A 12,004-nucleotide genomic window follows, 5' to 3' on the forward strand; every position below is an offset into this window, starting at 1 on the left:
AGCCCCACGGCCGTGGACAGCACGGCCGTGGACAGCACGGCCGTGGACAGCACGGCCGTGGACAGCAGAGCCGTGGACAGCAGAGCCGTGGACAGCAGAGCCGTGGACAGCACGGCCACGTCGTCAGCAGGGCCGTGGACAGCAGAGCCGCTTCGTCAGCACCAGCGGCGCGGCGGGCGCTCCCGTCGGGTGGCGCGCTGACGTGGCCGGACGGGTCCGTGCCGGTGGGCCCCCGCCCACCCGGGTAGGCCGCTGCGGCAGCCCGCGTCGTCGTCGGGCTCGGCGGGCAGCGCCTGCTCACCGGCCCGCTGACGCGGCACCGGCACGTCGTCGGCCCACTCGGCAGGGCGGCAACCGGCCGGCTCCGCCGGGTGCGCCGGGTGCGCCGGCAACCCACCGACCGGCCGACGAGGTTTGCCTGCCCCCTGGTGGTCGTGGTGACCCGGCCGGCAGGGCTCGCCCTGGGCGCAGCCGTTCTCGGCCTCCCCGTGCGCCATCCCGGTCTCCTCACGCTCGCACTCACACGCGGGTGCTCCCCCCGAACGTGCCCTGTCACCGTACTGGCCGGGGCCGACGGGTCGTGCACGCGTACCCGGGGGTCAGTGCTTCGGACGGCGCGGGAAGAGGGTCTCCCACACCGGGAAGGCCACCAACCAGACCACGATCGCGACGGTGAGGCCACGGATCCAGCCGCCCAGTTCACTGGTTCTATCCGCGTCGTTCACCCAGAGGATCGCAGCGCCGAGCAGAGCGCACGCGACGGCCCAGCCGAGCAGTGCCTTGCCCCACTCCCGCCACTCGTAGCGGGTGCGGGCCCAGCCGTGGCGGGGCGGCCGGACCGGCGGCGGGCCACCGGCGAAGCGGTGGGCGAAACGCTGGTCCGCCCAGCGCACCACCGAGTGGCCGAAGGCCACCGAGAAGCCGAGATAGACGGCGGCGAGGCCGTGGCCGACGCTCGCGGTCGCACCTCGGCGCAGGTCGATCACCGACGCGACGAGGAGCACCAGGTCCACGAGCGGTACGCAGATCAGCAGCGCCGCTCCGAGCCGTGGCCGGCGCAGTGGGTAGCGGGCCACGAGTCCGGCGGCGAGCACCACCCAGAATGCGATCTCACAGCCGATGATCAAGGCGACCAGCATGTCGACTCCCCTTCGTCGCGACCCAGCGTCGCTGATCAACAGGGCGTTGACCTCGGCACGAGAGACGACATCGCGTCCTCCCTTCGACGGACTCGTCCGCCCGCGAGCGCTCGACGTACCCCTTTCGGCGCATGTCGGGGACGGCGAGGTCCTCCCCCGGTCGGAGCCGGCGGGCCGACGGTTGTGGTGGGATCGGGGCATGCGACGGTGGCTCGGCTCCGGCACCCCCGGCCGGGATCTGATGCTGGCCGGCGCGTCGCTGGCCGGCGGTCTGATCCTGTACGGCCTCGGTTGGCAACCACAGGTCCGTCCGCACCCGGACGTGCCGCAGGTGCTGTTCCTGCCGCCGCTGCTCGCGGTTTGCGTGGCAGTGGGCCTGCGCCGCGTCGCCCCGCGCGCGAGCCTGGCCGTCGGCACCGGGGCGCTGGTCGTGGACACCGCGCTCGGCTCCTCGCTGGGGACGATCCTGATCTACACCCAGGTGCTCTACGACGCCTGCGTGTACGGCCCGCCACGCCTGTGGCGGTGGTTGCTGCGGGTGACCGTCGGGCTGAGCCTGCTCGGCGCGGTGGTCGGCGTGGTCGGGTTCGGGCAGTGGCGCGGCGTCGCCGTCGGGGTGCCTGTGGTGCTCGCCGGGGTGCTGCCGGTGCTGACCGGGATCAGCGTGCGGCAGTACCGCGACCAGGCTGCCGCCGAGCGGGCGCGCGCCGAGCAGACCGCCCGGCTGGTCGAGTTGGACCGCCGGCAGGCGGTGAGCGCCGAGCGCGCCCGGATGGCCCGGGAGTTGCACGACGTCGTCGCCAACCACCTCAGCGCGGTGGCCATCCACGCCACCGCCGCGCTGTCCGTGCCAGGGTTGGCTCGCGGCCAGGTCGAGTCGGCGTTGCGGGTGATCCGGGAGAGCAGCGTGCAGGGACTGGCGGAGATGCGGCAGATGATCGACGTGCTCCGCGAGCCCGGGGCCGGCGACGGACAGCCCTCGGCGGGTGGCGATCCTGCCCTGCCGGATGCGGTCACCGCGCGCCTTGCCGAGGCGGACGGGTTGGTCGAGCGGATCCGGGCCGCCGGCCTCGCCGTGCGGATGCGCACCGACGGCACGCCCGGCCCGCTGCCCGTGGGGGTGGACCTCGCCGCGTACCGGATCGTGCAGGAGTCGCTCACCAACGCGCTCAAGCACGGCACGGGCGAGGCGGAGCTGACAATCGCGTACCGGCCGGCGGAGGTGGTGCTGACCGTGGAGAACCCGGTGCGCCCGGGCGGGACGGACCTGGAGGGCGCCGGGGCCGGGCTGATCGGAATGCGGGAGCGGGCCACGCTCCTGGCCGGCCAGTTCGCCGCCGGACCGCACGACGGCCACTGGCAGGTCCGGGCCGCGCTGCCCACCGGGGTGGGCGGATGACCGGGCCGGCGCGCGACCCGGGCGACGCGGCACCGCCGGTGCGGGTGGTGCTCGCCGACGACCAACCGGCGGTACGCGCGGGGCTGGCCCTGATCCTGGCCGGCTCGCCGGGCATCGAGGTGGTAGGCGAGGCGGGCGATGGCGACGAGGCGGTTCGCCTGTGCCGCGAGCTGCACCCCGACGTGGCGGTGCTGGACATCCGGATGCCCCGCCTGGACGGGATCGCCGCGACCCGGACGATCGTCGCCGACGGGCTCGCCGACGTGCTGGTCCTCACCACATTCGACCTCGACGAGTACGTCTTCGGCGCGCTCCGCGCCGGTGCGGCGGGTTTCCTGCTGAAGGACACCGACGCCGCCGGGCTGGTCGCGGCGGTGCACACCGTCGCGCGGGGCGACGGGTTCATCGCACCCGCGGTGACCCGCCGGTTGATCACCGCCTTCGCGGCCACCGCGCCGTCCGCGTCGGCCGACAGCCGGGCCGCGCTGGACACGCTCACCCCACGGGAGCGTGACGTGCTTGCCTGCCTCGGGCTCGGGCTGTCCAACCAGCAGATCGCCGACCGGCTGGCGCTTGCGGAGAGCACCGCCAAGACGCACGTGAGCCGGATCCTGGCGAAGCTGGACCTGCGCAGCCGGGTGCAGGCCGCGATCCTGGCCCAGGAGTTGGGCCCGCCCACTCCCCCGCAGCCCTGAACCGGGGGTGGTCCCAACGGGACACCGACGGGTGCCCCGGCTGCCGTACGCTGCGCGCCATCGATGCCGATGGCGGCTGCCCCGAAATGGAGACGACGTGCGACGGTGGTGGGGGACGACGGTCCTTGTGGCGCTGACCGTGGGGGCAGGCGGTTGCGACAGCCTTCTATCCGAGGAGAAGCTCTCAACCTTCGCTCCCGAGGCGGGGGTGTGCCACGCCACCGCGTCCAACGAGCGCAGCCTAAAGTCGTACACACCGATCCCCTGCTCTTCGAAGCACGAGGTGGAGACATTCCTGGTCGGCCGGTTCGACGGCGCGGACGCCGCCGCCAAGGCGCCGCCGGCAGCCGACACCGAGGCGATCTGGCGGGTGTACGAATCCTGCGACGCCGAGGCTGCCCGTTTCCTGGGCGGCGAGTGGCGCGAGTCGCGGCTGGCCATGCGGGCGCTGACCCCGTCGGCGGCGCGGTGGAAGGCCGGCGAGCGGTGGTACCGCTGCGACCTGCTGGAGATGCATGCGGTGGACCGGTGGTTCCCGAACCCCCGGGCGAACAGCCTGCGCAACGGACTGACCGGCGATTCGCCACTGCGGTACACCTGTTTCACCGAACCGGCCGAGTCCGGCGACACCGTCGACCTACCGCCCGCCTCCTGCTCCGGGCCACACGCCACCGAGTTCGCCGGGATCTGGTGGGCCGAACCGGAGGTCGAGGAGATCACCGACGAGGTCCTGGACGCGGGGTGCCTGTCGACCGTCTCCGAGTACGTCGGGGCACCAGCGGGAGACCTGGACGGCCGGCTCGACGTGTTCGCGTTGCTGCCGGAGGGCGAGCCCGAGTGGCTGGCGGGCACGCCCGGCGTCTGGTGCTTCCTCTACAGCCCTGATCGGCCGCTCAACACGTCGCTGAAGGGTGTCGGCCGTACCGGCCTCGCGGAGGCCCGTTGACCGGTGCCGGCGTGGATGGCCTGCTCACGACATGTCAGGCTAGGGCGGTGAGTGCGCCCGGCGGTGGAGAGCTGTCGGCCACGCTGCGCCGGATCGAGCGTTCGGCGGGAGCGTTGGCCACTGCCAGCGTGGCCCGGATGGACGAGACGCTGCCGTGGTTCCGCGCCCTGCCGGCCGACCAGCGCTCCTGGGTGATGCTGGTCGCGCAGGCCGGTGCCCGGTCGCTGGTGGAGTGGCTGCGCGACGGCGGCGGCACGGCGGACAGCACGCAGGAGGTCTCCGACGAGGTCTTCGCCACCGCGCCGCTGGCGCTGGCCCGGTCGATCACCCTTCAACAGACCGTGGCGCTGATCAAGGTGACCATCGACGTGGTCGAGGAACAGGTGTCGCAACTGGCCGTCGAGGGTGAGGAGCAGCAGCTGCGCGAGGCGGTGCTGCGCTTCTCCCGGGAGATCGCCTTCTCGGCCGCCCGGGTGTACGCGCGGGCCGCCGAGTCGCGGGGGGCGTGGGACGCGAGGTTGCAGGCGCTGCTTGTCGACGCCCTGCTGCGCGGTGACTCGCCGGACGTCCTGGCCAGCCGGGCGGCCGCGCTGGGCTGGGCGGACGCGCCGCCGGTCGCGGTTGCGGTCGGTCGTTCCCCGGGCGGGGAGGTCTCCGCCGTGCTGCACGTCGTCTACCGGTTGGCCCGGCGGATCGACGTCGAGGTGATCGGCGGGGTGCACGGCGACCGGCTGGTGATCGTGCTGGGCGGCGCGGCTGATCCGCTGAGCGCGGCGGGCAAGTTGCTCGACGCGTTCGGGGAGGGCCCGGTGGTGGTCGGTCCGGCCGTACCCAGTCTGGACGAGGCCACGGAATCGGCGCGGGCCGCGCTGTCCGGTTTCCGGGCCGCGCCGGCGTGGCCGACGGCCCCGCGGCCGGTGCCAGCCGACGACCTGTTGCCGGAGCGCGCCCTAGCCGGCGACGCGGAGGCACGTCGACGGCTGCGGCACGACGTGTACGCGACGCTTGTCCGCGCCGGTGGCGAGCTGCTGGAGACCCTTGACGCCTTCCTGGCCGCCGGTGGCACGTTGGAGAGCGCGGCGCGGGCGCTGTTCGTGCACCCGAACACGGTGCGCTACCGGCTGCGCCGCATCGCCGAGGTGACAGGCTTTTCGCCGCTGTCGCCCCGGGACTCGTTCGCGCTCCAGGTGGCGTTGACCGTCGGCCGGCTGGATCCGGTGGCGCCTGTCACATCGTCAGTCCCGACCCAGACATTGACCCCGGCAACCCGGAAATCCGCTCAAATCAGCGACGATACTGGCCGATCTTTGTAGGAACCCTCCAAAGGTCCTAGTGTGGTTTGGTCCGGGCCGGCACAGCGTTCCGTAGCGGCATCCGGAAGAGTCATAGGCGTGCTCGCCGTACTTAGTCCCGGCCAGGGTTCTCAGAAGCCCGGCTTCCTGACCCCCTGGCTCGACCTGACCGGCACCGAGGCACGGCTGCGGTCGTGGTCCGAGCTGGCAGGGGTCGACCTGGTGCACCTGGGCACCGAGGCTGACGCCGACGAGATCAAGGACACCGCCCGCACCCAGCCGCTGCTCGTCGCCGCGGCGCTGCTCGCCGCCGAGCACCTGCCGCTGCACGACGTGTCGGTCACCGCCGGGCACAGCGTCGGCGAACTGGGCGCCGCTGCGCTCGCCGGGGTGCTGTCGCCCGAGGCGGCGATCACGCTCGCCGGTGTGCGGGGCCGGGAAATGGCCGCCGCGTGTGCGCTGGAGCCGACCGGGATGGCCGCCGTGCTCGGTGGGGACCCGGACGAGGTGCTCGCCGCGATCGAGGGGCACGGTCTGTATCCGGCCAACCGCAACGGCGCCGGGCAGATCGTCGCCGCCGGCGCGCTGGACGGCCTGGACAAGCTCGCCGCCGAGCGACCGTCGAAGGCCCGCGTCATCCGACTTCAGGTGGCGGGCGCGTTCCACACCCCGTACATGGCTCCGGCCGAGACCGCGCTGGCCACGGAGGCCGCCGGGATCACCTCCGCCGACCCGGCGCGGATCCTGCTGTCGAACCTCGACGGCACCTCCGTCACCGACGGCCAGGAGCTGGTGCGACGCCTGGTCCGTCAGGTCACCGCCCCGGTCCGCTGGGACCTGTGCATGCGCACGCTGGCCGACCTGGGCGTGACCGGGGTGATCGAGCTGCCCCCGGCCGGCACCCTCTCCGGCCTTGTGAAGCGCGAGCTCAAGGGCGACGGCGCGCCCGAGATCGTCACCCTCAACACGCCGGACGACCTGCCGGCCGCGCGGGATCTCATCGCCCGTCACGGCACACCGGGCCAACCGCTCGCCCCCATCGGAGGACACTCATGACCGGCAGTCGCATCGTCTCGATGGGGCACTACCAGCCCTCCCGGGTGGTGACGAACGACGACATCGCCCAGCTCGTCGACACCAACGACGAGTGGATCCGGGACCGCGTCGGCATCGCCACCCGGCGCATCGCCGACAGCGAGACGGTTGCCGACATGGCCGCCGCCGCAGCCGGCAAGGCGCTTGCCAACTCCGGTTTGAGCGCCGCCGACATCGACCTCGTCGTTGTCGCCACCTGCTCGTCGATCGACCGCAGCCCCAACGTGGCCTGCCGGGTCGCCGCCAAGCTTGGCATCACCGCGCCGGGCGCGTTCGACGTCAACACCGCCTGCTCGGGCTTCGCCTACGCGCTCGGCATCGTCGACCACGCCGTCCGGGCCGGGGCGTCCCGCAACGCCCTCGTCATCGGTGCGGAGAAGCTCTCCGACTTCACCGACTGGACCGACCGCTCCACCTGCATCATCTTCGCTGACGGCGCCGGCGCCGCGGTGGTCACCGCCACCGCCGACGACGAGCCCGCCGGCATCGGCCCGGTGGTCTGGGGCTCGGTGCCGGAGAAGAGCGACGCGGTACGCATCGAGGGCTGGCGCCCGTACATCCAGCAGGAGGGGCAGTCGGTGTTCCGCTGGGCCACCACGGCGCTCGCGCCGCTGGCCCTGCAGGCATGCGAGCGCGCCGGGGTCGACCCGTCGGAGCTTGCCGCGTTCGTGCCGCACCAGGCCAACGGGCGGATCATCGACGGCATCGCCAAGCGGCTCAACATCCCGAATGCGATCATCGCCAAGGACATCGTGGAGTCGGGCAACACGTCGGCGGCGAGCGTACCGCTGGCTCTGTCCAAGCTTGTCGAGCGGCGCGAGGTGCCCTCGGGCGCCCCGGTGCTGCTGTTCGGCTTCGGCGGTGGCCTGACCTACGCCGGTCAGGTCGTCCGCTGCCCCTGATGAACCCCCTCGGGCGCGTACGCGTCGAGGAGCGGCGGTCGGCGACGCCGGCCGCCGGAGATCCCCCTATGAGAGGAACCAACCGCAATGACCCGTGACGAGATCACCACCGGCCTCGCCGAGATCCTCGAAGAGGTTGCCGGGGTGAACCCGGACGACGTGGCCGAGGGGAAGTCCTTCACCGACGACCTCGATGTCGACTCGCTCTCCATGGTCGAGGTAGTGGTGGCGGCCGAGGAGAAGTTCGGCGTCAAGATCCCGGACAACGAGGTGCAGAACCTCAAGACCGTCGGGGACGCCGTCAGCTACATCGAGGCGCAGTCCTGATCATGAGTCGTCCTGACGTCGTCGTCACCGGGCTCGGCGCGACGACCCCGCTCGGCGGGGACGTCGCGTCGACCTGGGACGCAATGCTCGCCGGCCGCTCCGGGGTGAGTGCCCTCACCCAGGAGTGGGCCGCGCAACTGCCCGTCCGGATCGCCGCGCAGCTGGCCGTGGAGCCGTCGGAGGTCCTCGACCGCGTTCGGCTGCGTCGGCTGGACCGCTCCGAGGCGATCGCCATCATCGCCGCGCAGCAGGCGTGGGCGGACGCCGGCCTGGCCGACTCCGGCCTCGACGGGGAGCGGCTCGCCGTCAGCATCGGCTCGGGCATCGGCGGCGCCACCACCCTGCTCGCCCAGGACGACATCCTGGAGGCGTCCGGGCCGCGGCGGGTCTCCCCGCACACCATCCCGATGCTGATGCCGAACGGTCCGGCCGCCTGGGTCGGGCTGGAGCTGGGCGCCAAGGCCGGCGTGCACACGGTGGCCAGCGCCTGCGCCACCGGCGCCGAGGCCATCGCGCTCGGTCTGGACATCATCCGCGCCGGCCGGGCCGACGTGGTGGTGGCCGGCGGCACCGAGGCGGTCATCCACGCGCTGCCGATCGCCGGGTTCAGCTCGATGCGGGCCATGTCGACACGTAACGACGAGCCGGAGCGGGCCTCCCGTCCGTGGGACAAGGGCCGTGACGGCTTCGTCCTCGGCGAGGGCGCGGGCGTCGTGGTGCTGGAACGCGCCGACCACGCCGCCGCCCGGGGCGCCCGGGTGTACGCGCGTCTCGCCGGAGCGGGTATCACCTCCGACGCGTACGACATGGTGCAGCCGCACGCCGAAGGCGAGGGCGCCATCCGGGCCATCGGCAAGGCGATCGCGGACGCGGACGTCGCCAAGCAGGACATCGTGCACGTCAACGCGCATGCCACGTCGACCCCGGTCGGCGACATGTTGGAGATCGGTGCGCTGCACAAGGCGCTCGGCGATCACCCGGTGCTGGCGGCGACCAAGTCGATGACCGGTCACCTGCTCGGTGCGGCCGGCGCGCTGGAGTCGATCGCCACGATCCTCGCCATCCGCGACAGTGTCGTCCCTCCGACGGTCAACCTGGAGGACCCGGACGACGGCCTCACCCTGGACGTGGCAGCCCAGAAGGCACGGCCCATGGAGATCCCGGCCGCGTTGAACAACGCGTTCGGCTTCGGCGGCCACAACGTGGCTCTGGTCTTCACGCGAGCCTGACACCACCGCCCGCGGCAGCGGGTGAGCAGTGGCCCTGTCCCGTCGCCTGGCGACGGGAGAGGGCCCGGTGTCGTTTCAGGCCCGGTTGCGGGGGTGCCGCTTGGCGGTGCGCTCGTTGCCCCGGCGGTAGTTGCCCGTCCAGCGGGCCATCACCAGCTGCGGGTCGTCGTCGACCTCGGCGAGGAACTCCGCCGCCCGGCCGCCGCGCAGTGTGCTCGCCACCTGCCCGTGATGGGTGATCACCACGGTGCCGTCGGCCCGCTGGTCGTACCGGAATCCCTCAGGTGCTGGCATGCGGCAGAGGCTTCCAGATCACCTGGCCTGCCGCGACACGATTTTCCGGGCCGCCGAACGGCGCCGCGGCGTCGTCGGGCGGCCCTGTTCAACGTCGCTGCGCCGGCCGGCGTCGGGGTCAGGTGCCGCAGGTCGTGGCGGGCAGGCCCGACACGGCGACCGGGGACCGGCCGCCCGGCCGGGCCTTGCCGGCCAGCACGGCCGCCAGCGCTGTCATCGACGCCCGGCTGGAGGAGTACGTCGCCAGCAGCGTGGGCGACGCCGCCCCGGCCAGCACGTACGGGGTGTCCATGGCGACGGTGACCGCAGCGTCGGCGCGTAGATCGTCGGCGCCGTCGCCGTAGCCGACGAGGTGCACCACGGTGCCGCCACTCGGCTTCACTGTCACGCCGGCAGCGGTGAGCGCGGCGGTAAGCGCCGCCCGGGTGCCGTCCCGGCCGCCCGAGGAGGTGACGGTGACCGGCCCGCGTACCGCCTTGCCGCACTCGCCTCGCAGCACTGTGACGGCACCGGCGGCCAGCGCCTCCGCCGCCGCCCGGTGCGCCGGGGAGTTGAGCGTGGACATCTGCGCGGCCGGGGCGTCCGCGAGCCGGAACTTCATCGTCAGCACCCGGGTCACCGCCTCGACCAGCCGGGTGCGGGGCAGCGACCCGCCGCGCAGCGCGGCGAGCAGTCCGTCGTACGCCTGGCCGACGTTCGGGGTCATGAGGATCAGGTCGTTGCCGGCGTTCAACGCCCGGACGGCGGCCTCGCCGGGCGCCCAGCGCTTCGCCGGCGGCATGTTCATCCCGTCGGTGATCACCACACCCTTGAAGCCGAGCTGGCCGCGCAGCACGTCGGTGAGCAGCTTGCGCGAGAAGGTCGCCGCGGTGCCCGGGTCGATGGCCCGCACGTCCAGGTGAGCCGACATCACTGCCATGGCCCCGGCGTCGATGCCCGCGGTGAACGGCGGCCACGCGCCGGTGCGCAGCGCCTCGGCGGACTGGGTGAGCACTGGCAGGTCCTGGTGCGAGTCGTCGGCGCTGTGACCGTGCCCCGGGAAGTGCTTCAGGGTGGCCGCGACGCCACTTGCCTGCAGGCCCCGGACGGCACCGCCGACCTGCGCGGCGGCGACCTTCGGGTCGGAGCCGTACGAGCGGGAGCCGATGACCTTGCTGCGGGTGGCCAGTACGTCGGCGACCGGGGCGAAGTCGACGTTGATGCCCATCGCGGCGAGTTCGGTGCCGGCGGCCCGCCAGGCGTTCTCGGTCAGTTTGGGGTCGCCCGCCGCACCGGCCGCGAGGGCGCTGGGCAGCAGCGTGACGCCGTCGGTGACGCGGGTGACGACGCCGTACTCCTGGTCGGTGCCGATCAGGAAGGGCGCCGGGCCTGCGGCCAGCCGCCCGGCGGCCTCGCGCAGCCCACCGGTCAGCTCGTGGACCTGCTTGGGGTTGTCGACGTTCGTGGTCTCCTGGTTGCCCTTTGTCGGGTCGTCGGCGCTGAAGCCGACCAGGATCAGCCCGCCGAGCCGGTACTTGGCGATCATCTGGGCGGGGGTGTCGACGCCGGCGAGTGCCTGGTTGCCGGCCGCCGAGCCGGGTGAGACCTTCGTCGCCGAGTCGCCGTAGGCGTACGGCATCAGCACCTGACCGACCAGGTCCTCGTCGGAGAGCGTGGCGACGAGCGCGGCGGCGCGGGCGGCCGGGTCGGCGGCGGCCGGCGTCGCGGCGGCGGTGCTCGGCGCGGCCGAGGTCGCCGCAGGGCTGGGGCTCGGGTCGGGGCGTTCCGGGGTACCCGAGCAGCCGGAGACGAGCAGGGCGGTCAGGGCGGCGACGGCGATGCCGGCGCGTCGCGGGCGAATCGGCACGCCGCCCATCCCACCAGGTCCCCCCTTATCGGGGCAACTTGACCTTACCGGTCGGCGTCGGCATGCCCGCGCCGCCGGCCTGCCCGACCCCGGTGAGCACCGGGGCGACGGGCCCGGTCAGCCGACCCGGGTGAGCAACGTCACCGGAGCCCCGTCACCTGCGTACCGGTAGGGCTCCAGGTCGTCGTCCCAGGCCGTGCCGAGCGCCTTGTCGAGGGCGTGCGACAGCGCCTCCGGGGCCCGGGCGGACGCCATGAGCGCCCGCAACCGGTCCTCGCCGAGCTGAATGTCCCCCGCCGCGCCGACGGTGGCCCGGAACAGGCCGCGGGCCGGCACGTACATGTAGCGCTCACCGTCGGCGCCGGAACTCGGCTCCTCGGTGACCTCGAAACGGATCATGGGCCACTGTCTGAGGGCAGCAGCCAGCTCGGCGCCCGTCCCGGGACGGCCGGTCCACCCGCACTCGGCCCGGCGTGCGCCGGGGTCGACGGGCTGAGCCGTCCACTGCAGGTTGACCGGCGCGGCTAGGACGCGCGCGATCGCCCACTCGACGTGCGAGCACACGGCGAGCGGGGTCGAGTGGACGTATACGACGCCACGCGTTGGCACGGTGACCTCCCGGAGAGCGAGGTGCGTCTTCCCCTACGACCTCGGCCACCCAGGTGGTTGCTGCAACACATGATGACTCCTGTGACGGATGGTGCGCCAGGGAATCGGAAAATTCGCTGGCCGGAATAGCCGGACGGGTGGTCTCGGTTGGCTCAGAGGACACCGCGACGAGCAGCTTGATGTCGTGGTCCTGTACAGTTCCATCGGCGGCTTATGCCGCGTTACACCTCG

At 73.1% G+C, this 12,004-nt stretch carries 12 protein-coding genes and 1 pseudogene; 8 read left to right on the forward strand and 5 right to left on the reverse strand.

Annotated features, from left to right (window positions below; translation table 11 throughout):
* Positions 1–155: 155 nt before the first annotated feature.
* The gene (locus ACPXB1_RS20440; RefSeq protein WP_355630690.1) at positions 156–497 is read right to left on the reverse strand and encodes a hypothetical protein; all 342 of its coding nucleotides are present in this window, start codon (positions 495–497) and stop codon (positions 156–158) included.
* Positions 498–599: 102 nt separating this feature from the next.
* On the reverse strand, positions 600–1,139 hold the full coding sequence (locus ACPXB1_RS20445; RefSeq protein WP_355630693.1) for a hypothetical protein: 540 nt from the start codon (positions 1,137–1,139) through the stop codon (positions 600–602).
* A gap of 199 nt (positions 1,140–1,338) precedes the next feature.
* On the opposite strand from ACPXB1_RS20445, the gene ACPXB1_RS20450 reads away from it, so the two are divergent.
* The 8 genes and pseudogenes from ACPXB1_RS20450 to fabF all read left to right on the forward strand — a co-directional run bounded on the left by ACPXB1_RS20450 (position 1,339) and on the right by fabF (position 9,024).
* Positions 1,339–2,538, forward strand: coding sequence for a sensor histidine kinase (locus tag ACPXB1_RS20450; RefSeq protein ID WP_355595197.1), 1,200 nt, complete (start codon positions 1,339–1,341; stop codon positions 2,536–2,538).
* Positions 2,535–3,233 carry a response regulator gene (locus tag ACPXB1_RS20455; RefSeq protein WP_425735662.1) on the forward strand — a complete coding sequence of 233 codons (699 nt, stop codon included), beginning with the start codon at positions 2,535–2,537 and terminating at the stop codon, positions 3,231–3,233. Before ACPXB1_RS20450 ends, ACPXB1_RS20455 begins: the two co-directional genes overlap by 4 nt.
* A 208-nt stretch (positions 3,234–3,441) precedes the next feature.
* Positions 3,442–4,179 carry a septum formation family protein gene (locus ACPXB1_RS20460; protein WP_425735699.1) on the forward strand — a complete coding sequence of 246 codons (738 nt, stop codon included), beginning with the start codon at positions 3,442–3,444 and terminating at the stop codon, positions 4,177–4,179.
* A 23-nt stretch (positions 4,180–4,202) separates the two neighbouring features.
* Positions 4,203–5,492 (forward strand): annotated as a pseudogene (locus tag ACPXB1_RS20465) (PucR family transcriptional regulator); the annotation flags it as partial.
* A gap of 78 nt (positions 5,493–5,570) precedes the next feature.
* On the forward strand, positions 5,571–6,527 hold the full coding sequence (locus ACPXB1_RS20470) for an ACP S-malonyltransferase (RefSeq protein ID WP_425735663.1): 957 nt from the start codon (positions 5,571–5,573) through the stop codon (positions 6,525–6,527).
* Entirely contained in the window at positions 6,524–7,468 is a 945-nt protein-coding gene (locus tag ACPXB1_RS20475; protein WP_053653163.1) for a beta-ketoacyl-ACP synthase III, read from the forward strand. Before ACPXB1_RS20470 ends, ACPXB1_RS20475 begins: the two co-directional genes overlap by 4 nt.
* 87 nt (positions 7,469–7,555) lie before the next feature.
* Positions 7,556–7,795, forward strand: a complete 240-nt coding sequence (locus ACPXB1_RS20480) for an acyl carrier protein (RefSeq protein ID WP_053653162.1) — start codon at positions 7,556–7,558, stop codon at positions 7,793–7,795.
* A 2-nt stretch (positions 7,796–7,797) separates the two neighbouring features.
* Positions 7,798–9,024, forward strand: coding sequence for a beta-ketoacyl-ACP synthase II (fabF, locus tag ACPXB1_RS20485; RefSeq protein ID WP_355595187.1), 1,227 nt, complete (start codon positions 7,798–7,800; stop codon positions 9,022–9,024).
* A gap of 75 nt (positions 9,025–9,099) precedes the next feature.
* Here the strand turns inward: fabF and ACPXB1_RS20490 are convergent, their stop codons facing one another.
* The 3 genes from ACPXB1_RS20490 to ACPXB1_RS20500 all read right to left on the reverse strand — a co-directional run bounded on the left by ACPXB1_RS20490 (position 9,100) and on the right by ACPXB1_RS20500 (position 11,773).
* Positions 9,100–9,318, reverse strand: a complete 219-nt coding sequence (locus tag ACPXB1_RS20490) for a hypothetical protein (protein ID WP_355630700.1) — start codon at positions 9,316–9,318, stop codon at positions 9,100–9,102.
* 118 nt (positions 9,319–9,436) lie between these two features.
* Complete coding sequence (locus ACPXB1_RS20495) at positions 9,437–11,173, reverse strand: glycoside hydrolase family 3 protein (RefSeq protein WP_355595183.1); 1,737 nt, start codon at positions 11,171–11,173, stop codon at positions 9,437–9,439.
* 108 nt (positions 11,174–11,281) lie between these two features.
* On the reverse strand, positions 11,282–11,773 hold the full coding sequence (locus tag ACPXB1_RS20500) for a DUF3145 domain-containing protein (RefSeq protein WP_053653158.1): 492 nt from the start codon (positions 11,771–11,773) through the stop codon (positions 11,282–11,284).
* Between the last annotated feature and the right edge of the window lie 231 nt (positions 11,774–12,004).

Source organism: Micromonospora sp. DT68, from assembly GCF_049847245.1.
Classification (GTDB): domain Bacteria; phylum Actinomycetota; class Actinomycetes; order Mycobacteriales; family Micromonosporaceae; genus Micromonospora; species Micromonospora profundi.